General features: G+C 34.8%; 29 protein-coding genes. 6 read left to right on the forward strand and 23 right to left on the reverse strand.

Annotated features, from left to right (window positions below; genetic code table 11):
• The first annotated feature begins 13 nt into the window (after positions 1 to 13).
• A complete protein-coding gene (locus MKZ14_RS12345) occupies positions 14 to 967 on the forward strand; it encodes a YafY family protein (protein WP_339279971.1) in 954 nt (317 codons plus the stop codon).
• Between the two features lie 89 nt (positions 968 to 1,056).
• The gene (locus tag MKZ14_RS12350) at positions 1,057 to 2,103 is read left to right on the forward strand and encodes a DUF418 domain-containing protein (RefSeq protein ID WP_339279972.1); all 1,047 of its coding nucleotides are present in this window, start codon (positions 1,057 to 1,059) and stop codon (positions 2,101 to 2,103) included.
• Between the two features lie 360 nt (positions 2,104 to 2,463).
• Here the strand turns inward: MKZ14_RS12350 and MKZ14_RS12355 are convergent, their stop codons facing one another.
• Positions 2,464 to 3,318, reverse strand: coding sequence for a malate synthase (locus MKZ14_RS12355; protein ID WP_312125865.1), 855 nt, complete (start codon positions 3,316 to 3,318; stop codon positions 2,464 to 2,466).
• A 424-nt stretch (positions 3,319 to 3,742) separates the two neighbouring features.
• On the opposite strand from MKZ14_RS12355, the gene MKZ14_RS12360 reads away from it, so the two are divergent.
• On the forward strand, positions 3,743 to 3,988 hold the full coding sequence (locus tag MKZ14_RS12360) for a hypothetical protein (RefSeq protein WP_258859175.1): 246 nt from the start codon (positions 3,743 to 3,745) through the stop codon (positions 3,986 to 3,988).
• 54 nt (positions 3,989 to 4,042) lie between these two features.
• Here MKZ14_RS12360 and MKZ14_RS12365 read toward each other — a convergent pair whose 3' ends face one another.
• Positions 4,043 to 4,435 carry a RidA family protein gene (locus MKZ14_RS12365; protein ID WP_339279974.1) on the reverse strand — a complete coding sequence of 131 codons (393 nt, stop codon included), beginning with the start codon at positions 4,433 to 4,435 and terminating at the stop codon, positions 4,043 to 4,045.
• A gap of 704 nt (positions 4,436 to 5,139) precedes the next feature.
• On the reverse strand, positions 5,140 to 5,688 hold the full coding sequence (locus MKZ14_RS12370; protein WP_333006546.1) for a hypothetical protein: 549 nt from the start codon (positions 5,686 to 5,688) through the stop codon (positions 5,140 to 5,142).
• A gap of 217 nt (positions 5,689 to 5,905) precedes the next feature.
• Between MKZ14_RS12370 and MKZ14_RS12375 the strand changes: the two genes are divergently transcribed.
• Positions 5,906 to 6,571, forward strand: coding sequence for a response regulator transcription factor (locus MKZ14_RS12375; RefSeq protein ID WP_016992197.1), 666 nt, complete (start codon positions 5,906 to 5,908; stop codon positions 6,569 to 6,571).
• Position 6,572: 1 nt separating this feature from the next.
• Positions 6,573 to 7,820, forward strand: a complete 1,248-nt coding sequence (locus MKZ14_RS12380; RefSeq protein WP_333006544.1) for a HAMP domain-containing sensor histidine kinase — start codon at positions 6,573 to 6,575, stop codon at positions 7,818 to 7,820.
• Between the two features lie 141 nt (positions 7,821 to 7,961).
• Here MKZ14_RS12380 and MKZ14_RS12385 read toward each other — a convergent pair whose 3' ends face one another.
• The 17 genes from MKZ14_RS12385 to MKZ14_RS12465 form a co-directional block, all read right to left on the reverse strand.
• A complete protein-coding gene (locus tag MKZ14_RS12385; RefSeq protein WP_333006543.1) occupies positions 7,962 to 8,516 on the reverse strand; it encodes a ferric reductase-like transmembrane domain-containing protein in 555 nt (184 codons plus the stop codon).
• The gene (locus tag MKZ14_RS12390; protein WP_016992200.1) at positions 8,506 to 9,411 is read right to left on the reverse strand and encodes an FAD:protein FMN transferase; all 906 of its coding nucleotides are present in this window, start codon (positions 9,409 to 9,411) and stop codon (positions 8,506 to 8,508) included. The genes MKZ14_RS12385 and MKZ14_RS12390 overlap by 11 nt, the downstream gene beginning before the upstream one ends.
• 28 nt (positions 9,412 to 9,439) lie before the next feature.
• Positions 9,440 to 9,697, reverse strand: a complete 258-nt coding sequence (locus tag MKZ14_RS12395) for a hypothetical protein (protein ID WP_281216340.1) — start codon at positions 9,695 to 9,697, stop codon at positions 9,440 to 9,442.
• A gap of 16 nt (positions 9,698 to 9,713) precedes the next feature.
• Positions 9,714 to 10,358 carry a copper amine oxidase N-terminal domain-containing protein gene (locus MKZ14_RS12400; RefSeq protein WP_333006542.1) on the reverse strand — a complete coding sequence of 215 codons (645 nt, stop codon included), beginning with the start codon at positions 10,356 to 10,358 and terminating at the stop codon, positions 9,714 to 9,716.
• A gap of 325 nt (positions 10,359 to 10,683) precedes the next feature.
• Positions 10,684 to 11,889: an EAL-associated domain-containing protein gene (locus tag MKZ14_RS12405; RefSeq protein WP_258859178.1), complete on the reverse strand. Its 1,206-nt coding sequence runs from the start codon at positions 11,887 to 11,889 to the stop codon at positions 10,684 to 10,686.
• Between the two features lie 433 nt (positions 11,890 to 12,322).
• Positions 12,323 to 13,426 (reverse strand): hypothetical protein, encoded by a 1,104-nt coding sequence (locus tag MKZ14_RS12410; protein ID WP_036076414.1) that lies wholly within the window; start codon positions 13,424 to 13,426, stop codon positions 12,323 to 12,325.
• Positions 13,427 to 13,440: 14 nt separating this feature from the next.
• A complete protein-coding gene (locus MKZ14_RS12415; protein ID WP_312125845.1) occupies positions 13,441 to 14,772 on the reverse strand; it encodes an SPFH domain-containing protein in 1,332 nt (443 codons plus the stop codon).
• A 160-nt stretch (positions 14,773 to 14,932) separates the two neighbouring features.
• On the reverse strand, positions 14,933 to 15,307 hold the full coding sequence (locus tag MKZ14_RS12420) for a DUF423 domain-containing protein (RefSeq protein ID WP_036076416.1): 375 nt from the start codon (positions 15,305 to 15,307) through the stop codon (positions 14,933 to 14,935).
• 11 nt (positions 15,308 to 15,318) lie between these two features.
• Positions 15,319 to 15,744 (reverse strand): thioesterase family protein, encoded by a 426-nt coding sequence (locus MKZ14_RS12425; RefSeq protein WP_004225136.1) that lies wholly within the window; start codon positions 15,742 to 15,744, stop codon positions 15,319 to 15,321.
• Between the two features lie 615 nt (positions 15,745 to 16,359).
• Entirely contained in the window at positions 16,360 to 16,497 is a 138-nt protein-coding gene (locus tag MKZ14_RS12430) for a hypothetical protein (RefSeq protein WP_258859181.1), read from the reverse strand.
• A gap of 42 nt (positions 16,498 to 16,539) precedes the next feature.
• The gene (locus MKZ14_RS12435) at positions 16,540 to 16,860 is read right to left on the reverse strand and encodes a hypothetical protein (RefSeq protein ID WP_312125840.1); all 321 of its coding nucleotides are present in this window, start codon (positions 16,858 to 16,860) and stop codon (positions 16,540 to 16,542) included.
• A gap of 91 nt (positions 16,861 to 16,951) precedes the next feature.
• Positions 16,952 to 17,287 carry a hypothetical protein gene (locus MKZ14_RS12440; RefSeq protein ID WP_333006541.1) on the reverse strand — a complete coding sequence of 112 codons (336 nt, stop codon included), beginning with the start codon at positions 17,285 to 17,287 and terminating at the stop codon, positions 16,952 to 16,954.
• 259 nt (positions 17,288 to 17,546) lie between these two features.
• Complete coding sequence (locus tag MKZ14_RS12445) at positions 17,547 to 18,062, reverse strand: hypothetical protein (protein ID WP_333006540.1); 516 nt, start codon at positions 18,060 to 18,062, stop codon at positions 17,547 to 17,549.
• 129 nt (positions 18,063 to 18,191) lie between these two features.
• Positions 18,192 to 18,557 carry a hypothetical protein gene (locus MKZ14_RS12450; protein ID WP_333006539.1) on the reverse strand — a complete coding sequence of 122 codons (366 nt, stop codon included), beginning with the start codon at positions 18,555 to 18,557 and terminating at the stop codon, positions 18,192 to 18,194.
• 317 nt (positions 18,558 to 18,874) lie between these two features.
• Positions 18,875 to 19,195 carry a hypothetical protein gene (locus MKZ14_RS12455; protein WP_016994191.1) on the reverse strand — a complete coding sequence of 107 codons (321 nt, stop codon included), beginning with the start codon at positions 19,193 to 19,195 and terminating at the stop codon, positions 18,875 to 18,877.
• 553 nt (positions 19,196 to 19,748) lie between these two features.
• Positions 19,749 to 20,156, reverse strand: coding sequence for an STAS/SEC14 domain-containing protein (locus MKZ14_RS12460; protein WP_333003995.1), 408 nt, complete (start codon positions 20,154 to 20,156; stop codon positions 19,749 to 19,751).
• 216 nt (positions 20,157 to 20,372) lie between these two features.
• Positions 20,373 to 20,561 carry a hypothetical protein gene (locus MKZ14_RS12465; protein WP_004225125.1) on the reverse strand — a complete coding sequence of 63 codons (189 nt, stop codon included), beginning with the start codon at positions 20,559 to 20,561 and terminating at the stop codon, positions 20,373 to 20,375.
• A gap of 405 nt (positions 20,562 to 20,966) precedes the next feature.
• Between MKZ14_RS12465 and MKZ14_RS12470 the strand changes: the two genes are divergently transcribed.
• Positions 20,967 to 21,344: a CBO0543 family protein gene (locus MKZ14_RS12470; protein ID WP_309484742.1), complete on the forward strand. Its 378-nt coding sequence runs from the start codon at positions 20,967 to 20,969 to the stop codon at positions 21,342 to 21,344.
• Positions 21,345 to 21,644: 300 nt separating this feature from the next.
• On the opposite strand, the gene MKZ14_RS12475 is transcribed toward MKZ14_RS12470, so the two are convergent.
• From MKZ14_RS12475 to MKZ14_RS12485, 3 genes are all read right to left on the reverse strand, one after another.
• On the reverse strand, positions 21,645 to 22,325 hold the full coding sequence (locus MKZ14_RS12475) for a TraR/DksA C4-type zinc finger protein (protein ID WP_312125900.1): 681 nt from the start codon (positions 22,323 to 22,325) through the stop codon (positions 21,645 to 21,647).
• 401 nt (positions 22,326 to 22,726) lie between these two features.
• Entirely contained in the window at positions 22,727 to 23,170 is a 444-nt protein-coding gene (locus MKZ14_RS12480) for a hypothetical protein (protein WP_016994198.1), read from the reverse strand.
• Between the two features lie 61 nt (positions 23,171 to 23,231).
• Complete coding sequence (locus tag MKZ14_RS12485) at positions 23,232 to 23,753, reverse strand: hypothetical protein (RefSeq protein ID WP_339279979.1); 522 nt, start codon at positions 23,751 to 23,753, stop codon at positions 23,232 to 23,234.
• Positions 23,754 to 24,103 lie beyond the last annotated feature (350 nt).

Genomic DNA, 24,103 nt, shown 5'->3' on the forward strand with positions numbered 1-24,103 from the left:
AAGGTGAAAAAATATGAGCAAAGCTAAACGATTAATTGATATTTTGTTATTTGTCAGTGCAAAAAAGAAATTTACAGCGCAGGAAATTGCCGACACCTTCCATATTTCCGTGCGAACGGTGCATCGTTACCTGTTGGATTTAAGTGATATGGGTCTACCCATTTACGCGGAACAGGGAAGATATGGGGGCTATACGGTGCTATCAAATGCCATTCTCCCCCCTATATTATTTACCGAGGAAGAAGCGGTCGCTATTTTCTTTGCATTCCAGTCTTTGCATTATTATCGTGATTTACCTTTTAATACTGAAATGCAGTCTGTCTCTCAAAAGCTGTATGAATCCTTACAGAAGGAAGCCAAGAAAAAGGTGGATACGCTGCAATCCTATATTGCCTTTTGGAACCCTAAAAGAGCCATTACAACACCACTCTTAACTGACGTTTTAGAGGCTATCATCAACCAATCACAATTGCATATCCACTATGAATCGAAGTCTGGTATGACCTCAAAGCATATCCAGCCTATTGGCGTGTACGCTCATGATGGCTTATGGTATATGCCTGCGCTACTGCTATCAAATGAAAGAATATTACTCTTCCGTGTAGATCGAATTAAAGGCATAAAAGTTGGTGAAGCAAACCATAAAACGACGATGAATTTGCAGCAATGGCTAGAAACTGACTATGAGCCTCAGCAGCCAATTCGCTTATATGTTGAATTATCAAGCGAGGGCGTTCGTCAATGTTTAAGTGAGCCCCATCTGGAAAAAGCGGTTGTTCGACATAGTGATGGAACAGGCTATATCGATACGATCATCGATCAACATGAGCTCCACTTTAATAGCTCCCTATTCTTTCGCCTTGGTCAACATGCGGTTGTCAAAGAACCGCAAGCATTAATTCAGCTTTTGCGTCAGCATGCACATGAGCTATTAGCGATTTACCCCGAGCCAAAAGAACCTCAATAAGATGACAATTTTGTCAGATTCACGTAACATTCATCGTTACTACTTTTGATAGAGCGTCCTTATAATTGGGTTTGAAGGAGGAGATTTACGTGCAACCGACCAACAGTAATAAACGAATTGATACATTAGATTATTTAAGAGGGTTCGCCTTACTAGGCATTATTCTAGTCAATATCCCCTCGTTAATGTGGATTGAACCACCTAAATTGGCAAACGATATTGCCTATAGCCGCTTTCTAACACTTTTTGTAGAGGGTAAATTTTTTATCATTTTTTCATTTTTATTTGGAATAGGATTTTATCTCTTTATTTCACGCGCTCGGGCGAGGGGTGAAAAAGCCTATGCCTTATTTAGCCGTAGACTTTTGATTTTACTGCTTATGGGGATTGTTCATTTTTATTTCCACCCAGGTGAAGCCTTAACAGTCTATGCTATCTTTGGCTTTATAGCCTTACCTTTTTATAAAATGCGCAAAGGCATCAATCTCATCCTTGGGTTCATCCTATTAGCCATCACTGCCTATTTTGGTCTAAAAATTTTAATGCCATTTCCACTAATTTTGCTTGGTCTAGCTGCAGGACAATATCATTTATTTGAAAATATCACATTACATCGATTTAAAATCAGGTTAGTGACGATTGTAATGGGCTTGATAAGCATGGTTAGCTGGTTTTATCAATGGCAGTATGTCCCTGAACCCCTTATCAACATCCAACATTTGCCCAAGGATCAGCTAGCAGCTCATATTACTAATATCGAGCAATTTTCATTAATTGGACTACAGTTTAGCCCATTCGCTTCTGCCTTTTACATGGGAACAATCATCCTATTATTACAAAGTACTTTGTTCCAGCGACTATTGGCACCGTTAAAAGCATATGGGCGCATGGCCTTGACTAATTACCTGGGGCAAACAGCGCTCATTCTCTTAATTGGCCATACTTTCGGTTTAATTGGACAACTTCGCTATCTTGAATCTTTGTGGATTTGTTTAGGCATTTATGGTTGCCAATTGCTCTTTAGTAAGCTATGGCTATACTTTTTCCGCTTTGGCCCTATGGAATGGCTATGGCGAATCGGGACATATTGGACAATTCCTCCCCTACGACAAAATACGAAAGATTATTTATCGTAAAGGATAAACACCTATCAGCTTGGTGGTAAACATCATATATTGGTAATGTACCCTACTCGCTTTCCATCTTTGCTCATATCTTCAGCAAGAAACACATCCCCATTTTATTTAGTCACCAACGTGACTAATTTAAAAACAGCGTTAAGCCATTGTTAACGCTGTTTCTTTTAGTTTATTAAGTCTAATAAGAAATAAAAGTGAATCATTCGGGTACTTTGTGGGGAATAGGTAATTGAATGCTAATTAGGAGATAAACATACAAGTCACTGGATTTTATAATCCAGTGACTTGTATTCATTGCAGTTATTTTTTCTCTTTCAAGCGAGTATGTCTCTTCATCTTAATAATTGATTCACTGTACTAAATACGGGTTAATGCGCCATCAGGTTTAGGAATTTCTTGAACTGTTATTTGATTCATTTTACAAAAATGTTTAAAGAATTGTTGTGCCAACTCTCGTTCTTTTGGGTCACTTTTCAGCGCAATGATATCAAGTAAAATTTGTGCCATCCATAAATTTTCGAAATAACGATATTTCCCTGTTTTCCATGTCATTTTTTCGGGGAATTTTTCATTGATATAATATTGCCAGAAAAGCAGCTGATTCGATTCCTGTTCTGTCAGTTGAATTCTGTATTTTGAATGAGCAGGAATATGTCCATCTTCACACAGTTTACCAACAAAATTTTCATTCACCATATAGACACCTAAGATGCGTCTATCTTTTTCAAGCTGACTGGAATCTCTTGCTGTTAAAAGGACAGCGCTATTTTGATGCAAACGGCTCGGCTTGTTTGGGTTTCCTTTGTTAGTACCACTCTTTAATATACCCGAAAAAACTTTCCACTCTGAAAAAGAACGATTCTGTTCCTCTGAATCACACCAAAAAACCATCTGTGATGCAGGATGAAGTTTATGGTTACTCATAAGTTTTTCGTGTTCCAAGCGAAGTAACAGTTCTTTTCGTTGACGTTTCTTTTCCTCTTCCTTCCGCCCTTCTTCTTCTTCTCGCTCAATTTCCTTTTTTTGTATAATCTCTTCAAGTAACTTAGCATCACTTTTATCATGTATTGTTAGGTGCTTTCCAAATACATCTGGAAAAACAAACCTTTTATTTTCAGATGCAAAATGTATTTCAATACTCGAATCATTTTGTTTAACTATACTACCTATGCCAAAACGCTTGTGTGTAACTTTCTTATTAATTAGATTCATTCATCTAGTCCTCCTTATGGAATAAAAAAACAAGTTACTATTAGATAGTAAATTTTTTTAAATAACTAAAACAATTTTGTTTTTAAAAATTAAAAAAACGTATCCAAATTCTTTCTGCAAAATAGGACATCGGAATTCGAAATACGTTTATAAAAAAATGATCGTAAGACTATTATAACATTTTTAAATAAAATTACAAATTTATTATTGACAACACATTTTCTCATGAGTTAAAATATTTATTTATTCTCTGAATGAATTGGAAAAAGACCATAGACTTCTGAAAAACGCCTTCTAAAATCCCACTTACCCTTGTTACATATATAAGTTGCTTTTTATATTATTTGATGCAAATAAATTCTTCACCTGTTTCTTATTCTAAGCATACACTGCAAATAATACCCTTTTTTGTAGGGAGGATTATATGAAGCAAAATAAAGGTAATCGGAATAGTGAGGGATTGGAATCCGTGAGTCATGCAGCTAGGCTGGCTGTCATTGCGGGGGCGATTACAACACTTGGAGACGCTCTATCGACCATTGCGGCTGGTCTTGCCCTAGAGGATGAGTTGAAGGAAAATGAAAATAATAGCAATGAAATTGACAAACTACAAAAGCAAATTGACGAATTAAATTATGAAATGAAACAATTAAAAAGGATGTTACGTTAATACAGATCTGTACACAAAAACGACAATACCACATGGATATTGTCGTTTTTCAGGCTATTTAGCAGCCCAAAGTTCAATCTCTATTTTAATATCTGGTAGCCCTAATGCAGATATATAGGCAATCGTCATAGAAGGATAAGAATGACCAAACATCATTTCCCATTGCTGATCGAAATGATGCCAATCAATCTCCTCTGTCGCCCATATATTCACTTTTACCACATGAGAAGCATCCAATCCCTCAGTTGCTAAAAGCGCTTCAATATTTTTAAATGTATTGATCGTTTGTTCATTTAGTCCTACAGGCAGTTGATCATCTTGAACAACCCCTATTTGTCCAGAGAATGCATACATTGTTGCATCTTTCGGAATGATTGTGATGTGGCTATATTTACCAACAGGGCTAGGTACCTGCATTGGATTTTTACGTATTATGTTTGTTTTCATATTCTTTTCTCCTTTTGGATTGTATTTTTCTAAAAAAGGGCAGACTTATCCCTCGCTCATTGATTTTAGAAAAAAACAGCTGTGGAGAACCCTATACCCATGCTTAAAAAACGAATAGCTCTTTTTTTCATGTGAATTCTCCTCCTTGTTCCTAAAGTTATATTCACCTTACCATTTTTATCCTATACGATCAACGAAATACCAAAACTATTTTTGCATGTCATCGATTATTTCTCAGGCAATTAACTATTCAATCATAGCCATCACAACATATATATAGTAGTGTAAAGCTATATTAGCCTTACACCTCCGAAATTGTTACTAGGGTCACTCCATCCCAAGTGTCCCTTTAATAGAACTAGGTACCCCTCATTGGCGTACCTAGTTTTTTGTTTATTTTGGGGTCGTGCCGTACTTATGTTGGCTAAGATTGCTTGCAGCTTTTATCTCTAATCAATCGTATTTTTTTAAGCTGAGGTGTAGAATTTTTCTGCTGAAAGATACCATAGCCAATATATGACCTATAAGAAGACCAAATGAGAAAATATTTAAATATAATTACACTCATCACACTTCCCTAAAGTAATCATTTTGCATTAAGCTCAAATATTAGAGATTCTTTGTCTAAGACATTGTTTATACAACAAATATAGAAATGAATGCTATATGCAACAAAAATGTTAAGCTTAGTAAGCTTAACATGATTAAGAGATAAAAATATGAATCCCTCCTGTAATCACACTTATTGCGGCTATTGTCATATGGATTGTTCGTAAGCTTCGATTTTTTCTATTGTTGAATAAATTCGTTCCTATAATAGCAGTAATTAACAAAAGAATAATTACAATCAAGCCCATAATTCCTTCATTCTCCAATTCACCCTCATTAAAGTACATGATTAGCCCATGACCAATACCTAGCAACAATGCCATTGTGCCAAAAAGAATATGATATCTACCTATTAACTTTGCTACGGATAAATATAGCCCTTTAGATTGTGGAAAAGTACGAATTACAGACTTCAAGAAGGTTCTAATAGGAAAAATCATACCCGCTGCACCAATTCCTATGAATGCACACCAACCAATTAATTCACCAAGGTCCTCATAACGCCCTTCTTCGTGTTGTTGTCTACCGTTACCCTCATCATACTCATCTCTTCCTTCAAAAATATCATCAGCATAAATGGGATTTACATCATACAAAAAAAACATCACTACCAATACTATCCCAAAAATTTTTAAATAGCGCATAGGAGATCTCCTTCCATATTGAGGTTCAACATTAGTCTAAGCAACCAATATGAAAAAAATCTGAAAAACGGTACTAGAAAAAATTACGATATTTAATTTAAATTTCTTTTTTGGCTTAGAATAAGTAGAAGATTGGTCGCACAAAAAATTCAGGTGGATTTCATAATGTTGTTATAAATTAGTTATATTGAATATAAAAAAGGTAGGAGGAGCTTCGTTGAAAATACTGATAGCTGAAGATGATAATCGATTAAGAAAAAACATTGTTCACATCATTCAAAAAGAATTTCATCAGGTGGATGCTGTAGATAATGGTCAGCATGCATTAGAATACATACTGTTTCATACATACGATTTAGTCATACTAGATTGGATGATGCCAGAAATAAGCGGTATTGATGTGTGCAAAGAAGCTAGAAGAAATGGTTATGAAGGAGGCATTTTAATACTAACAGCAAAGGATGATAGCAATGACATTATCTGCGGATTAGATGCAGGTGCTGATGATTATGTTGTTAAACCATTTAAAATGGAAGAACTCTTAGCGAGAATACGTGCCATTTTAAGAAGAAAAAATAAATCCATTCATCAAATCATTCAAATTGATGATTTAAAGTTATATTTGGATTCCAGAACACTTTTTAAAGATAATCAAGAAATACTATTGACTAAAAACGAATTTTTATTGTTAGAGTACCTTTTTATCAACAAAGGCATCATTCTTACTAGAGAACAAATTTATTCACAAGTATGGGGCTTTGATCATGAGATGACTAACAACAACCTTGATGCGTTAGTAAAATTAGTTCGTAAAAAAATCGATTATAATCGACCAAAATCCATTATTGAAAACATTAGAGGAATAGGATACAGAGTGAGGTAGCATGTTTAAGAAAACTCGTAAAAAATTAACTTTATTTAACTCCATTAATTTTATAGGCTTTTTCTTTGCTTTTCTTATTATTCTTTATTTTTCATTAGTTCAACTAATGAATTACCAACAAATAGAAGAACTAGAAACTTATTATAAAGAACAATATCATGACTTTTTTGAGCACAAAAATGATAATGAAGGGAAATTAGAATTTAACCCAAATGGTATGTATTTTTACTATATTTATACAAAAGACCAGATACTAGTCCACGGTGACGAAAACTATCAAGGTTTATTTAAAGATCTAGAAAAAATCATTCAAACGGAAGATCCTTCTAAACGTTTTGTAAAAAATATAAAGTGGCGCGATAAACATCTTTTAATTTTATCGAAACCCATTCAGCCGAACGATGAATTCCTTGGATATATTGTTATAGGCAAATCGACCACATCACAATATCATTTTTTTCAAAAAATGATCTTACTGTTTATTATTTTAATTATAATTTTTACGATAATAATTGGATTTTTAAGTTACTACATGGCAGGAAAAGCCATGATCCCCATTCAACATGCACTTGAAAAACAGAAAAGCTTTGTTTCAGATGCTTCTCATGAGTTAAGAACACCGCTAAGTGTATTTTATAGTTCACTCGATATTTTAGAAACTGATGAAGCTAATAATATGAGTGATTTCGGTAAAGAATTGATTGAAGATTTAAAGCATGAAGCAGAGTTAATGAAAGAGCTATTAGATAAACTATTATTTTTAGCCCGACATGACAAAAATCGTATTCATTCAACTAAAGAAAAAATCTCCTTAACAGAGTTGCTAATAACGATTAGTAGGAAGTTTAAACGAGCGTTACCGAAATCAATCGTTTTCGAAACAGAAATCCAACCTAATGTTGAATTTATTGGAAATTCAAATAATATAACTGAATTAATTTATATATTATTAGATAATGCCGCTCAGTACACACAAAGAGGATCAATCTATCTAAAGCTTTTACAAACTGATAAAATGATATATATCTACATTGAAGATACAGGCATTGGGATTTCTAAGGAAGACCTCCCTTTTATTTTTGATAGATTTTTCCGGAGTGATGCAGTGAGAAACAGAAACGGAACAGGACTAGGACTTGCTATAGCTGATTCTATTGTTCATGATCACGGAGGAACATTCACAGTTCAAAGCGAATTGGAAAAAGGTACAACATTTTGTATTCAATTTCCTCTTTATACTAAAAAGTAGGCTCTTCATCATTACATGATGGATAAACCATAGAATGGCATTACATGTATCAGTAGTGCCATTCAACTAGTTTATTTTTTTGAGCTACTTTGGCAGTCTAGCTAACATGGAGAAACTGCCTTTCATCCATTCAAGCACCGCTTACTTGCTAACCCCTTGCTTTTGATCTTTCTTCTTAAACCCATCACTCATCAACCTTACAAGTAGTGCGGTAATTATAACCATTACCGTACTGCTATAAAATAAAATTACCAACATTTGATTAGAGTCAGTACCAATGAATAGCCCATGTATAAGTGATAATATCCAAGCAGGTAAAACAAGAAAATGCATCTTCTTCCAAAGTGAGAAGTTCATTTTATTTATCCATATATCTGATGTTAAAAGAACTATTAAAAATAAATAAAAAGCTATGGTTCCTAGCCCAGACAACAATGCCTGATAGTTAGCGCTAAAAGGTAATAGGATTTCAGAAATAGTATAGGGTTCGTATTGATCAATCATTAGTAAAAGTAAATGTACAATAACAGTTATAAATCCCATCCATCCACTCATTTGATGTAATTGAAAGTATAAGTTTTTATTGGACTTGAGAGTAGAAGATTTCCTTAGTAAACCAAAAAAAATTGACATACTGAAGTAAAAATAACTTAAAAGCCCTAATAATCGAATCCATTCCCAAGTACTAAATAACATCTAATTTTTCTCCTCCTTTCAGCCAATATATACTTCCATCATCTTTTGCTATTAAGCAAGCACAAGGCATCTGTAGTTTGTCAAACCATACTTGTAATTCTTGTTCATTTAATAAAAAAGCCAGTTTTGTTGCCACTTCTGCTTGACATAATGAGTTTGTTATTATCGTTGTTTGAAGGATTGGGCTAATGATTACCTCTCCGGTTCTTCCATCTAATAAGTGATGCTTTTCTTTCCCCTGCTGTTTCCAACTTCTGAATATACGATTCGATGTGGCAATTGCTCCATTTTGAATTCTAATTGAACTGATCTCTTCGTGTATATGAAATGGATGAGCAATCCCAATGGTCCATGTCTTTTTGCCTGACGACCACATTTTCATATCTCCACCACCATCTACAATTCCAAACTCTGGAGAAACCTGTCTAAGCCAATCAGCTATTTTTTCAACTACGTATCCTTTGGCAAATCCACCTAAATCAATTAATTGATTATCCGTTTTTAAAACTTCATTGTGATCCAAAAAAAGAAATGGCTTATTTGTTTTTTTTTCTATTTGTATTGGCTTATACGTTGATTCTTGAAAAGGAAAGGATCGATCATACCCATGTTGTTCTAAATGTAATTTTAAATACGGAGAAAATATATTATTAGTTAATGTATAATAGTTGTCTGCTGCTTTTAAACAATCATATAATGCAGGAGAAATTCTACCTATTTCTCCTACCTTTAGTTGATTAATTTGATTTAACTCATTATTTGGCTCAAATCTCGACCACTCTCTTGCAACGTATTGCAACCATTTTACCACTTTGTCTTTCCAATCCATTTTTTGCGTTCCAGCAATTTCAATATAAAAGTTTGTATTCATCGTGTTTAATGATAGGGTATCCAAGCAACTTCAACTCCACTTCAAACTATGTTTAGGATCGTTTGGTAGTTCGATCGGTACGAATTTTATTTTGTTGTAGTTGATTCACTCCAACAATTTCAAAATTTGTCCAATCTAATTGAACAAGTTCCTTTTCTCGGTCTGACATTTTTTTTGATTGTTCATTTGTCAAATTTAGATCAGCTATGTTTTTATCTGATGGAACATTATTAAATTGCGTTAATAGTAAAGAAGATAATATTACTCCAGAAGTGCCTAATATCCATTTAGCTTTCTTTTGATCTTTCATTCAATCATCTCCCTTTTTATTTTAATAACTTCAATACAACAGCGTTATTCATTTCTTGCCATTCAGCCACATAGCCCAAACCATTTGAAATTACACTAATTGGAACATATATATTATCATTCAAGTAAAATGTAACAGCTGGTATCGGTGTTTTTATCTCGTTATAGTACACTACATTTGTCCCCGCACGAAAAATTAGTTCTGTACCAGCTTTATTAATTTCCAATATTTTACTATCATCATAATTAACTACTTTTGCACCTAAAAGTTCAGCAACAATTTTACCTGGCACATATATTTCACCATCTAAAGGAATCAAGTAAAGTGACACTGTATTATTATTATTTTCTAGTTTTAATTGAATTTCTTTCGCTTCTTTTAGGGGTAACTCTCCTTTATTTACATAAGTCGATCTTGTCCAAATATTCCATGTATTACTATTTGTTTCAGGGTCTATTTGGTCATAATATTCATATTCATCCTCTTCTTTATAATAATCATAATCATCATCTTCCTCGTCATCATCATAATCATCATTGTGCTTTTTATGAACATCACCCTCGTATTTTTTATAATCTTCTTCATCATCCGCATTTGCTATGTTGGCATCAAGAAATGGCCAAATTAAACTAATAATTAGCAGTATTTTGATAATCTTCATTTTTTCAGCTCCTTTATGATATTTCCATCTTAATTAAGCTAAATGAAAAAATACTGAAAAAACAAAATCATTCATTACAAATTTAACAAATGTATAGACTGCCATTTTTGTTTCGATAGAGGTAGTTAATTTTCTATGAGAATTTAAATAGCATTCTTGATTGAAATCAAAAAAAAATTGCCTTCTGCAAATATAGAAGGCAACTTCAGTATTTTACTAGGCTTTTAGGATTCTCCCCCATAATACCTAATACATTTAATTAAAATAAATAGATCGAATTGCAATTTGTACCCATGAAATGTTGTCACAAAAGAAATTAGTAATATTATCTAAAGATTTTGTTTTCATAAAGATAGTCATAGGAAAGGTCAACAAACAAATATTCATGCTCGTTAATGGCAATGGAGAATGTTCTTGTAATTTCCCCTGTTTCAATATCCCGATACAATTCAGAGATTTCCCCACTTTGATCGTTGCGCATTTTGATAATCGTTTGAAGGAAATAAGGGCGCCAGCTCCAATTTTTATTGATGGCACGTGGCTGTAGCTCCCAGTTCCCATCAATTCGCATAACGTTAGGCGTTAACTGGAACCCATCCTCATTACAAATATAGAGACGGAAGGAGTAGTTATCCAATAATTCAGCTAAGTACTCTAAATGGGAGACATTGTCGCTTGTTGGTTTCACACGGTGAACAATCGCCTCTAATTCCTCCCTTAATTTTTTCAGCTGCAAATATTGCGCCTCCAGCATTTTCTTTTCGGAAGTAATAAATTGCTGGCATTCTTTTTTAAAACGTTCCTTTAATATATCCTTATCAACAAAAGTCATAGCTGGATTTGCTAGGTATGGCCCTTGATAAAACCTACCACCATTTTTCCAAGCAAATTGTAGCTGATAAACCGTTTCAATATCCTCAAATAATAGATTTGCTCCAATTTTATAAGCAAGGCTACCAATGGCAGAAATCATGTCCGATTGAGCAGACCAAGAATCATAATTTAAATCACGTGTATTGACCTTTAAGATATGTGGTGCCAATAGCGCAATATGCTCTAAATGACTTTCGGCTCCTACTTCCTGAACGGCAATTTTCACCCCAAACGTCGTAAAATAGCGTAGGGCGTGATGTAATTTGTTAATATCCCCTATAAATCGATGCTCTGATACGACAAGTACGATACGTTGTAAATCTTTTTCCTCTATATATTGTTGGATAATATTAAAATGACTTTCACCAAAATCTTGCATTAATAAATTTGGATTGCTTGGAATATAAATATCAATTTCTGAAGCAATTTCATCAATTTTGGCTAATGCTGCATGTAAAATTTTATGTTCCATATCAATTCGATATTCTTCGGGAATATCTTCATTGTTGACAAAATCTTTCAAATTAATTTGCTGACCTTGAATTTGTAGATATCCGGAAATTTCGTAGGCAATCACCGTATGCGCGTCTGCGCTAAATATCGGTTGATAATACCCATGTATTTGATCTAAATTTGTTAACACTTCAATTGCGTCCATCATCGAAACCTCCAATATGAATAACGTTTTCATTGTTATTCAAAAATAACATTACATTTATCATGACTAGCTCAAAAAATGCTCTCTGACTGTATAATAAGTTGTTTAAAGTAAAATCGCAACTTCACTTCCCAAGATTTTTGGCCAAGCCGTCCTAACCTTTAACCATCATAAATGCCAGTATGTGATTTTTATCAATGCTAACGACTTTCCATCTTGCAGCTTTATACTTTTGTCCATCCAAGGCTGTCTCTCTTATTTTATTTCTCCCTTTAATCTATGCAACTCGACGCAATGACAGCCGTGATAATGGATGATTATTAGCCTATACCAGCCAATTAATTCAGTCATTTACCCAGTATTTAAGGACAATTTTATGAAAAAACAGTATCCCAAAAGGACAACAAGGCTCCTACTGGCATACTGTTTATTATTATTCAGACATAAAGAAATACCAAATCAGAGCGATTACTGCTAATGATAAAATAACAGCAATCGTTACACGAAGCGGTGAAATAGGAGCATTTCCGCCAACTCGACCCGTTTGTCCATTCACCATAAAGCGGTAAATCTTCTCCTTATAGCGGAAAGAGGATAACCAAATCGGTAACATTAAATATTTGTATGTAATATCATCATGGTTTGTGGAAAAGCATAGATTGGATACTACATCTGCACTATTTTCCCAACGAATTTTGGACGTAATCTGCGCATGGAGGTGATCATGAATTTCATTTTTTGCTTGGTTCCAGCCATCCTGCAAACCAACACTGTAACGCTCTGATAAAAATCCAGCTACATATTGTGGTTTATAGGCCTTATTATTAAGAAGATTAAATGGTTCAATTTTTCGCATCATGTTCCGATCATAGCGAGTCGTGGCACTCACTAAATGATCGTCTATAAACTCCTGATAAAAACCACTTGTTGAATACCAATCTGTTTCAGTATGCGTTTTACCATCTTTATCCGTAACTGTTCGATGTCGTCCATATCTTGCGGAGTATCTGGAGCTTGTTTTGGAGTCAAACGTCCAATACGGGAGATATACCCCTTTAAAGGCATCAGGCTTGGCATTTATTTTGGCAGCCTTTGGTGTAAACCATCGACCTTTGATCCATTTCTGAAAATGTTCTCCTGCCTGCTTATCCGTTACTTCGAAAGCACATACGCCATTGGGAGCAAGCGTATTTTCAGCGCTCGCCTCCATGACCTGATTTGAGCCACAGTAAGGACAACTGTCAGCGACCTGCAATGCATCATAAATTGTCTCGGCCGCACAAGCTTTACAAATAACTGTTTTCTTCTCCACGCCCCAATTGAAATTCCCACGCTCCTCTGCTTTTAAGAAGTCCATTTCCTGAGCAACCTTTTCCTCTTCTTGCTCAGGGGCTGCAATTTCAGATTCAAATCCACAATATGGACAAGTCAGCTTACCTGTAGCAGGATTAAACTCAATTGATGCACTACAGGATGGACATTCCGCATCAAAGTCAAGCTTTACTTGTTTGACATTTTCAACTTCTTGCGTTGACATAGGTCATCATCTCCTTACTTGACATCCTTTTCATCAAAAACATCGCCGCATTCTGGACAGAATTTAGGCGGATTGGCAGGGTCCTCTGGTGTCCACCCACATTTATCACATGCATAGAGTAAAGCATCAGCTGGTTTTTTAGAGCCACACTCGCTGCAAAACTTTCCTTTATTCACCGCTCCACATGTACATGTCCAGCCCTCTTCCGCTGGTTTTGCTGCGCCGCAATTCGAACAGAATTTGCCCGTGTTGTCATGACCACATGCACATGTCCATGTACCAGGTGCATTGGCTGATTGATTTTGCATCGCAGCCTGAGCCATTTGTGCTTGCTTATTTTGCTCATTCATTTGATATAGCTGACTAGCATTGACGCCACCTGCTTGTGAAGCCATATTCATCCCCATGAAGCCTGCCATAGCCCCACCATCATTGTTAGCAGCCGCAATCATCGCTTCTGCCTGAGCGCCTGTTAAATGGGCAGCAGCCATACCTGGATCACGCATGACCGCATTGCGTTGTAGTTGTTTTATCATGGCTTCGTCTTCCTCAGAAGCCTTAAGGGTACTAATCCCAAATGACACAACAGCTAAACCACGTGTAGCAAGCCACTTTTCAGATAATACCTTATTGAGTGCGTCTGCTAATGCAACCGTATGCGCAGGTATTTCACTATAACGAACGCCACTTGCTGAAATTTGCGCAAAGGCTGGCTGTAACGCTGTCATTAATTCTGATTTTAACTGGCTATCAATGGCCTCTCGCGTAAATTCACGCTCTACATTTCCACATACATTTGTATAGAATAATAATGGATCAATAATTTTATAGGAATATTCACCATGGCAACGAATGGCAATATCGATATCTAATCCGATATTACGATCAATCACACGGAATGGAATTGGTGCAGGAGTACCATATTTATTGCCAACTATCTCCTTTTTATTAAAATAATAAACTCGCTGATCTTTAGCAGGTTCGCCACCAAATGTAAAACGCTTGCCTATCTGTTTAAATGTTTCCATAATGCCATGAGATAAATCTGAGCCGTACATAATCGAAGGCTCTGTTGATGTGTCATAGACATATTCCCCAGCCTCTGAAGAAAACTCTACAACCTTCCCCTGCTCAACAATCATCATACATTGCCCTTCATTGATGGCAATAATAGAGCCATTACTAATAATGTTGTCATTGCCCTTATTTGAACCTCGTTTAGAAGTGCGCTTAACACCCTTAGTTACTAGCACATCTGAGGATAAGGCTTCACAATAAAAATACTCACGCCATTGATCCTCTAAAACACCTGTTAATGCCCCAACGCCTGCTTTTAATAAACCCATAAATATTCCCACCTTCACATTGATGTTTAGCTTATTTTAACATCTCTTCATACTATGTAATACGCAAAATCAGACAAATTGTTTCATTTTCTTCCGATCAACTAAAAAACGAGAAGCTCCGATGATATAAATCACCAGAACGTTCTCGTTACATTTTGTATTAGGCAAAGGCAGCTATTATTACAAGCACCCACGCAACAATAAATAACATGCCACCAATTGGCGTAATCGCACCTAGCTTTTTCACACCTGTCACGGCAAGCACATATAAACTACCAGAGAAAAATACAATCCCTGCAAACATCAAGTATACTGCCCAAGAAAGCAGACTAGAGCTTCCTAAAAATGCCTCATTGGATAGAATGCCAAGGGCTAGAATCCCTAAAGCATGATACATCTGATATTGCACAGCCGTTTCCCAAATGGCTGCATAATGCGGTGAGGCAAACTTATCCTTGAGTGCATGTGCCCCAAAAGCACCTAAAACAACACCAAGAGCTGCCAAAATAGCGCCTAAAGCTAAAAACATTTCCATCTATTGTTCTCCTATTTTGCCTCAACAGCAATTTCTTTATATTTAGCATCCCAAGCAGGGTCAATCTTACTTAAAGATACCGGTCGCAATGTATCCTTATGCGCAAGAATATGTACGGATTGAGCTGTGGCTGCTACCGTGCCATCCTCATGTAAAATTTCATAGCCATACGTAGTTCGTAAACGATCATGCTTTTCTACCCAAGTGCGCACCGTCGCCACTTGTCCATAATGCATGGCTGCTTTATACGAAATCGATAAATCCATCACCGGCGATACATAGCCATCTTTTTCTAACGCAGCATATTCAAAGCCCGCATCACTTACAAGCTGGGTACGCCCAATTTCCATCCAAATGATGTAGTTCGCATGGTACACCACGCCCATTTGGTCGGTCTCTGCATACCGTATTTCAATCTGTTTCTCACTCACAAACATTTTCTTCACCTCGTCCTACATTATAGCGTAAAAGTATTGATTTGGTGGGGTTTTTGCTCTGAGGAAATTGGAACGGTGAAAAATAGAGCGTTGCTTTTCTTGGTATTTAAAATAAATATGGATTTTTCTAATATAAATTTTTATTCCATATAAATTCATATAAACACTTTTAAATGGGGTACCACTTTATGAAAAATTGAATAAATATGCACGAGCAGTGACAATACAGCACCTACAAAAACACCTTGTACTCATTTGAGCGCCTGGCTATTAATTTATTGCTTCTGGAACTTTATCGAAATCAAAACCTTTAACAATACTATTCTTAAAGAACCTGATGCTGTTTTTTCTAAATATTGAACCTTGTATTTTAATCTCAGCTCCAACTACATCATATCGCGTTCTTCCTTAGTTTCAATCTGTTTAGAGCGTCCTGTCCAGGAGGGCCATGTTCACCTTTCTCGCACTTTTGAACAAACATTGCCCAATCAGCATTTGAAAGCACAGGTAATGAAGGGGGTCTAACTCCTTTATTGTCACGTAAAGCCATATAACCGTTACCTTCTAAAGTAACAAAGTTGTTCTATTTGTACTGTGTTTCGCTGTTCCACTCTTTTAATTTACTAACTCTGTTACATTTAGTAAAACTATATTAATTGTATTAGTGGCTGTCTGTGCTGCTTGATTTGTATTACCTGTAGCTACATTTGCATCTTGTGTAGCTTTTACAACATCAATCTTTAACTGCGACAAGTTTGAAGCCTCTTGATTGGCATTATCTGCTGCCTCTTGCGCTTACACTGCTTTTTCATTAGCATAGTTAGCCTTTTCATCAGCAAGCAAAGCACTAGCATTCGCTAATTCTGCGGCTGTTGTAGCTAATGCCGTCGCTTCTTCCGTTGCTGTTTTAGCTGTCCTAGCCTCTTGTGCCGCTGTTAAAGCTTGCTGTATAGAATCATTAAGGCGCTCTAATAATTCACCAATGTTCTCACCTGTTAGTATATCGATTTGTTGCTGTAGGTTGTTGATCTTTCCGAGCATTTCCTCTCTCAAGTTATCGGTCAAACCATTGGCTTCACCGATCAAGGCTTCTAACAGCCCGAAATTATAGTTCAAATCGTCTCGATGTCCTTTATCAAAATAGATAAAGCTTGATGAACTAGCTTTTCTCGTGCGGCTTCTTTTTGAGACTGCTCAAATTGTGCTTTTAAATTGCGTAACTGTTTTGATTCTCAGATTCAGGTGGATAGCGTTTAGCAATCTCATCTTCTAATTTCTTTGGAAGGGTTTTAGTTTCATAGGTTTTAATAGCATCAGTTACTCTAGTATCAGCAATTGACTGTAGCCATTTCTTACCCTCATCATTGTCATTTAGAAATGATTGAACTGATTCAAGTGTCAATGCAGCCCCTTGACCATCTCCGCCTGATGCTGACTCCGGTGTAGGTTCAGGCGTTGACTCCGGATTAGGATCTCCTTCTCCAGCAAGCATTTGAATATCTATAGGTATTAACGTTTTAAGAGTGAATAGATTTTGATTCATAATTTCCTCCTTGCCCAATTTAGTTATTCGTAAGAATCCTTAAACTGTTCGAAAGTGTATTTGTTCTCGTTCTTTATAACGTCTGCGAGAATAAAGACAAAAATAAAAAGCCATTCAAAATGAATGACTTGTGTAGATTTTATAATTATGAGAACAAGTCTAAAAAACATGCTTGAAAAAACAATTTCCAAAATATGCTCTAATATCCGTAGAAGTTGAAACCAAAGCTACACTAAAGTACCTCTATTTTTAGTATTCATTAGAAACTAGATACATATTTGTTAAAGTAATATTCAAATATCTTATAAGTGACTTGTGCTTCACTGATATTTACCTTAAGAAGATTTTCAACGTCTATTACCTGAATTTCTTCGATATTTTTACTGTATTTAGAATTTTCATAAGCATTAAGCTGGTCATAAAAAAATTCACAATGGATTGAACAATGATAACCGTCACTATACACTCCAGCATTAATAAGAAAACTTGCCCAAGATATTTGACGGTGCCTATATTTCAAAAATAAACAAGCCAAATAGAAATCATTTAATTCAGGAAATTTTTCAAAAGGTTCAGAATATGCAAATTCATTTACAATTCTTACTGCATTGTTTTGAAATTTTGTTAATGAAAGTTCTATAATCCAGTAAGGAGGACTTTCAGATTTATCTATAATATCATCACAAAATAAGGAATAATGCTTATATGATATTAAGCCAGAATCAATCATCTCCCCTATTTTCCAAGCAAGAGATTTGTTCAAATTAATTTGCAACATTATCCCTCCTTTATTTTTTAAATTATGTGCTAAAAAAACTCACTACCGTTGCTTAACTAAACTGCTCTATTAGTTTCAGTGCATTTCTTTATCAAATGGAGTTTGATTCTAGAAATATGGGCCCTTTTAATCCTCTAAATACGAAATAGGATATGGAGAGTAAACTACTGTATCTCCATCTTCATCTCGCTTTAAAATTATGATAAAATCTGCCCCATTACTATCATCCCCTCTAGGGATTGGAGTAATCAATGGAGGGCACCTTAATTCATTATATTTTTCTAATGTCCCATTAAAGTTATTAAGAGCAAACGTGACACGTTTATCTATAAGAGCAAATAATTTATCTACTCCACCTGTTTGCAAATCAAAATAGTCAGGGTTCTTCTCTCTTTTTTCAATTAATTTCTCCTTGTATTCATTAACTGTTAAAAAACAAAACTCCCAATCAAGTGGAAGAAGCCCTCCACCTAACCAATAAATATTCACCATTTATACCTCCTCACCAATAATTTTAGTAGCCTTTAAAACCACCTATCAATTTTAACATAATTATCCAACGATGAAATCACCTATAATAAAACACGAAGGTTATCTAAATAACTCAAACTTCACCATTAAACTGTTTTCTCCAACCTTCGTTACTCACGAATGGTATCACAACGCTAGGGGGCTTAATCTGTTTGTATGCTTTGTTAAAAGCTTGTTTGTATGTCAAACCTAAATCAGGAAGAGAATAATTTGGAACCATATACTACAATTTCCACTCTCAAAACCACACCAAATTCTGCCCTATATAGCCAGTGCGCTTATTGCCGTAAAAACGCCCCCACTTTCCCAATCCAAGGCATTGAGTACCCGTCTAACATCCAGTTCAGTACATATAGTTCTCTGTCTCCAGTAACCTTATCTAGAAGCTTCTGAACCTCTAATAGCTTTTTCTCATATTCTGCAACACGCTTTATGTTCTTAGATCGTCTAATAGCTTCCTGCATATTTGGATCTCCTACACCGCCTGCTGCCTTTGGTAATGTAGCTTTAATCCCATACTGTGCCGTTTTTGCCCCTATAACCATTTCTGATCGTATTTCTTTGATGGCGTTAACCATCCAGTGGTAGTCTGTAATCATTGAAGCATCGTTAGTGTTCTTTCTTTTAATATAGGTTTGCCCTCCTAAGTTGGGGTATAATGCTAATGACTAAGCCATCAGAGGCATAAATTAATTCGAGCTGTAGCGTGTGATGACGCTGCGGCTTTTTCTTTTACTTATTATTGAACAGTTTTTTCAGTCACCATCGGCATTAAATGTATATGTACAATTCATTTGAGAAAGATTCATTAAATCCATTGATTTAATGAATCCGTTTGCAAATGGATGAAATAAAAGTTAATACAATATTTCATCAAATTGGGGTACTTTTTGAGGTTCGCTTTTACTGTGACCCCTCCCTTCTCTTATATATCAACGTTTTACTCTTTTTTCTAACAAGGTAAAAATTTGTTGCAAATGATTAAAACCAGGTGCTCATTAGAGTGCCTGGTTTTTGGTTTATTGCTTTAGAAACTTTATCAAAATCAAAACCTTTAAACGATACAATTCTTAAAGAACCTGAAGCTTGAAGTTGCAGTACAGTTTAGGTTCCAACCACGTCATATCTCTATAAACCTTTATAAAAAGACGCTTATTTTGAATACTCAACCAACCATTTGAATGCCTGTTCGTAATTATCGAAAAATTCAACAGACTGTTTTGTGTTGGATTGCTTTAAATGGTTCATTATCTCTCCCTCTTCAAGAAGAAACGCAATTGCTTTGCTGTGTTTTAGCATTGTTTTATTAAAGAACTTATCTTTCCATTCTTTTTGAATAGAAAAATGATCTGGGATGTATCCTTTCCTATCTACCAACAATTTGTATTCTCTACCTTCAGAAATAAACTGCTGACATATCTTTTCAAAATCATTAAACCAATCATTAACGTCTTCCATTTTTATTTGACCTATCAGGTGAGTAACGATTATATCTCCTGAAACTTCGGTGTTGACATTTTTTACTATCAACTTAGAATCATCTCCCTCAGTTTCTATTATGCATTAAAACCATCTAAACTCAACATTATACCGCCTGCCGTTTACTTGCACTTCATAAAACCATATTCGATTTAGACAATAAAAAATAACGCTAAGCTTCTGACTCCTTGCCCAATTTAGTTATCCGTAAGTTTGCGAGAAAAAAGACAAAAAAAGCCACTCAAAATGAATGGCTCAATCACAAGCTTAGTATACATTTGTTAGTGGCACTACGATTTATTGTAATCGCTCTAAATCCTGATATTCTTTCATATAAGGACCATCTTCTGCAACGAATGAATGATACAATGCCTTTACTGCGAAATTTTTTTCTAAACCCATTTCAGATTTTAGCTTTTTTAATTCATCATGCAATGTTCGATGTTCATTGATAAGCTTTAGCATAATTGTCTTATTATATTTCATTACATCCGTCCTTTTTGTTTACAACATGAAAGCTATAATACACTATTTTCACTTATAATCGCAAGAACAGCCTTGAAAGAAGCAACAGATGATCGTGTATATCCGGTCTTACTACACCTCACCACTAAATTTTTTCTTCACTCTTCGTAACCCCTAAAAGGCAATGTAACGCTTGGTGGCTTAACCTTCTTGTACGCTTTGGTAAAAGCTCCCCCTGTAAGTTAGCCCTAAAACTAGACTAGTGCATGCATTATTGTTCAGTAAACTTACACAGTTTAATAAAAAGCGATAAAGTACATATTTATAATAAAAATCAAAGGGAAGAAAAAAATGATCCTACATCTACTTTTGGCCTTTCTAATTCCTTGGATTATAGGTATACTGCACCTCTATAAGAGAGATAAAATGTTACTCTTTTTATTTGCTCCATATTTTAGTGTTTCTGCTTATATAATAAATACCATAGGTTTTTATTTTGATTTTTGGGAAGTACTACCTTTCCCTAATCAGAAACATTTAGCTACATTACCTTTTGATTTAGGGATATATCCAGTCTTGGGATGTTACTTAATCTACTTCATAAAAAAATTAAACAGAGCTTATTTGGTTATCTTTTTAATGTCATTGTTCACTACTTTTTTAGAAATGATTTTCTTATATTTCGGACGAGTAATTTACAAAAACGGTTGGAATGTCTACCTTACGTTTTTCTCGTACTTGTTCCCTTATCTATTTTTATACTGGTATTACAAATTTTTAATAAAAATAAATATAAAAATATAAGCTGTAATGTGTGATGACGCTACGGCTTTTTTTATTTATCTAATGACATGAAATAACCAAAATTGTAATTCCTCCTTACATAAAATACCATAACATTAAAAAGACCACTATATTAAGTGATCTTTTTAACATGGAAATGATCTGTAAACTGGGGTAATACCCTTTCTCTTAAAATAGATGGGCTGGCCATGTATGTTTATTAAAGCATTCCTTTATAATATTTGCGCCCATTTGTGGAATATTGTTTATAAGGTTAAAGCAATATATCGATTTTCGTTTGATTAATTTTGAATCCCACATTTAATCCTCTAAATAATCAAATTTTCTCGCGTGTTCTACTTCCTGAATGGAAACTTGACGTGTTAGCTCATCTGTTTCGGAGATATGGTATGAATCCCATTCGTCATTAACGGCAATTTCTTCTGGGTCTTCATATAATTCATCATAATCTTCAAAATCCCCTTCAAAATCGGAAGGTGTTTCGGAAGTTCCATATTTCGCTACAACCTGAAACACATCTTCATAATCATGAATATCATCCTTGTCATCTCGGCCAGCAAAAGAATTGTCAACTGGAGGAAGCATCACTTGCTCTTCAACCGGTCGATCTGTTGGAACGTCTTTTGCAGTATGTTCAATACAAAAAGAGGTATAAGGCAGTGCCACCAAGCGATCATATGGGATATCTTGTTGACAAACATCACATACACCATAGGTACCATCCTCAATCTTTTGTAAGGCGGTATTTACTTTTGCTAACTCATCATTGTCATGGACTTTTAACGCCATATCTTTTTCACGTTCATATAATTCGGTACCTAGATCTGCTGGATGATTATCGATTGTTGATAATTCATCAACAGAATCCCGTAAACTGCCTCGTTCTAAATATTCATCATCTGTATCCATTCTTCGTTGAAGCGAGTGTTTTTGCTCAATTAACATATTTTTCAACTTTGATATCTTCTTCTCATTTAGAATAGTCACCACGTCCTTTTCATTATTATGAACGAATTTGATTGAATTATTTGTTTTAAAGGATAAGTTTAAAGACAAAAAAGAAAAGAACAAAATTTAATTAAAATCCACTATACTCTTTAATAAATATCCCAAATATAGAGAGCTATATGAATAAGAACATATTTATATCCGCATGTTTTAGATTGTCCTAAAAATTATTGCCTTCGAATAAAATGCAATTACATTGACCGCGTGTGTTTGATTTCTTTTTGTCTCTTTCATTTAGAAACACCTTCCCTTTGTCGTTTATGTACAAAATAAAAACGACTGAACATTTTAAGTTCAATCGTTTCTCATTTCAGAATCTTTTCTTTTTCTATCTTCACGTGCAATTGTACATTTGCAAAACTAAAAGCATTATTTTATGATTTAGTTCTAATAACAAAACGAGGTTCATAATCACTAATTACTTCAAAAATACCATCATTGTAACAATAAATATGATGCTCAACGTTAGGAATTTCTTTACTGCCCAACCAAGGTAATTGATCAAACCATTCAATATAATCTGAATTGCTCATTTTGTAAAACCATTCAGCAGATTCATCGAAAGATGACTCTCGTTCAATTGCATCATCGACGAGTGGCACTAGATCAGATCGAGGGATTTCTCCAGCATATCTAAAAGACCAAACATAATCTTGAATTTGAGACATTCTATCATAAATGATATCAACCTCAGAACCTTTTATATCAATTAATGTTAGACATAAACCCAAATCAGTGTAATTGAATTTAGCATTTACTATTTGAGCCCTTACTAAACTGGTTATTGGTTGCCAAATATGAAGTCTTCGGCTACACATATAATCACCTCTCTGCTTCCCTCAAAAGTATACGATTTCAGAAAAAAATTTATTCTCTGTATTATTCATACCTTATTTTATCTGTGAAAGTACCATTAGGATAACTAAGTGTAGTTTGTTTTGTTGATGTTGATGTATACATAGCAACAGTCTTACCATCACTCGTTTTTGTTTTCGTTGTAGGACTTTGAATTACTGTTGTTCCTGGCATTCTATTAAAATGCTCAATTGCTCTAGCTGTCCCACCCGAAGTTACGTAATTATTAATTTTGTTTGTCGTATTTGTCAATGTTGCTAATCCGCGAATTGCTTCCCACATTTGTGTTCCACTACAATAAGGTGTGATTTCAACACTTAATGTTTCAAGCAAGTTGTGTGGTTCTGGATTATTGATAATTGCAGACTCTGCCATAAAATCTATCTCAGAATCTATCTCTGGATTTACTTCAGGATTTACTTCTGAATCCACCTCTATGCTCATTATTCCACATAGAGCTGGTGATGCACTTGCTTCATTTTGTAGACCCGAAAAAACTAGGATAAAGATGAGTAGAGTTCCAAAAGCCTTTATTAATCGATTCAAATTAAACACCCCTTTTCCATAAATTTAACCAATTATACCAGTAAAATCTAAAAATTACAAATAATTTGATAATATATATATTAATGGTATTTTTATTTACAAAGTATAACTTTTAAGTTATACAAATTAAAAGATGAAAAGAATGCACCCCATCTCCATATTAGGATTATGTTATCCCACTCATATTGAATGAAGGCTTACTTTTCCTTAAATCTAAGTATCGACCCAATGTTACTAACCACAATGTAAACTCAATCGTTTATCTAATGATTGAGTGTATCGCAAGCTTTTAGAGTCATACCAGCCCTGTGGCACTAGTTATTTTCCTCATATTGTTCAGCTTCCTAAGA

This window comes from Lysinibacillus sp. FSL P2-0066 (assembly GCF_037969495.1).
Lineage (GTDB): Bacteria > Bacillota > Bacilli > Bacillales_A > Planococcaceae > Lysinibacillus > Lysinibacillus boronitolerans.

What these genes read in the sequence shown, in the direction of transcription:
- MKZ14_RS12370 (WP_333006546.1), bottom strand. Translation starts at nt 5,688, where the DNA reads ATGCGCTATTTAAAAATTTTTGGGATAGTATTGGTAGTGATGTTTTTT.
- MKZ14_RS12415 (WP_312125845.1), bottom strand. Translation starts at nt 14,772, where the DNA reads ATGGGTTTATTAAAAGCAGGCGTTGGGGCATTAACAGGTGTTTTAGAG.
- MKZ14_RS12355 (WP_312125865.1), bottom strand. Translation starts at nt 3,318, where the DNA reads ATGAATCTAATTAATAAGAAAGTTACACACAAGCGTTTTGGCATAGGT.
- MKZ14_RS12470 (WP_309484742.1), top strand. Translation starts at nt 20,967, where the DNA reads ATGTTACTCTTTTTATTTGCTCCATATTTTAGTGTTTCTGCTTATATA.
- MKZ14_RS12400 (WP_333006542.1), bottom strand. Translation starts at nt 10,358, where the DNA reads ATGAAGATTATCAAAATACTGCTAATTATTAGTTTAATTTGGCCATTT.
- MKZ14_RS12360 (WP_258859175.1), top strand. Translation starts at nt 3,743, where the DNA reads ATGAAGCAAAATAAAGGTAATCGGAATAGTGAGGGATTGGAATCCGTG.
- MKZ14_RS12395 (WP_281216340.1), bottom strand. Translation starts at nt 9,697, where the DNA reads ATGAAAGATCAAAAGAAAGCTAAATGGATATTAGGCACTTCTGGAGTA.
- MKZ14_RS12385 (WP_333006543.1), bottom strand. Translation starts at nt 8,516, where the DNA reads ATGTTATTTAGTACTTGGGAATGGATTCGATTATTAGGGCTTTTAAGT.
- MKZ14_RS12410 (WP_036076414.1), bottom strand. Translation starts at nt 13,426, where the DNA reads ATGTCAACGCAAGAAGTTGAAAATGTCAAACAAGTAAAGCTTGACTTT.
- MKZ14_RS12420 (WP_036076416.1), bottom strand. Translation starts at nt 15,307, where the DNA reads ATGGAAATGTTTTTAGCTTTAGGCGCTATTTTGGCAGCTCTTGGTGTT.
- MKZ14_RS12465 (WP_004225125.1), bottom strand. Translation starts at nt 20,561, where the DNA reads ATGAAATATAATAAGACAATTATGCTAAAGCTTATCAATGAACATCGA.
- MKZ14_RS12365 (WP_339279974.1), bottom strand. Translation starts at nt 4,435, where the DNA reads ATGAAAACAAACATAATACGTAAAAATCCAATGCAGGTACCTAGCCCT.
- MKZ14_RS12405 (WP_258859178.1), bottom strand. Translation starts at nt 11,889, where the DNA reads ATGGACGCAATTGAAGTGTTAACAAATTTAGATCAAATACATGGGTAT.
- MKZ14_RS12345 (WP_339279971.1), top strand. Translation starts at nt 14, where the DNA reads ATGAGCAAAGCTAAACGATTAATTGATATTTTGTTATTTGTCAGTGCA.
- MKZ14_RS12380 (WP_333006544.1), top strand. Translation starts at nt 6,573, where the DNA reads ATGTTTAAGAAAACTCGTAAAAAATTAACTTTATTTAACTCCATTAAT.
- MKZ14_RS12425 (WP_004225136.1), bottom strand. Translation starts at nt 15,744, where the DNA reads ATGTTTGTGAGTGAGAAACAGATTGAAATACGGTATGCAGAGACCGAC.
- MKZ14_RS12440 (WP_333006541.1), bottom strand. Translation starts at nt 17,287, where the DNA reads ATGAATCAAAATCTATTCACTCTTAAAACGTTAATACCTATAGATATT.
- MKZ14_RS12455 (WP_016994191.1), bottom strand. Translation starts at nt 19,195, where the DNA reads ATGATTACAGACTACCACTGGATGGTTAACGCCATCAAAGAAATACGA.
- MKZ14_RS12450 (WP_333006539.1), bottom strand. Translation starts at nt 18,557, where the DNA reads ATGGTGAATATTTATTGGTTAGGTGGAGGGCTTCTTCCACTTGATTGG.
- MKZ14_RS12480 (WP_016994198.1), bottom strand. Translation starts at nt 23,170, where the DNA reads ATGTGTAGCCGAAGACTTCATATTTGGCAACCAATAACCAGTTTAGTA.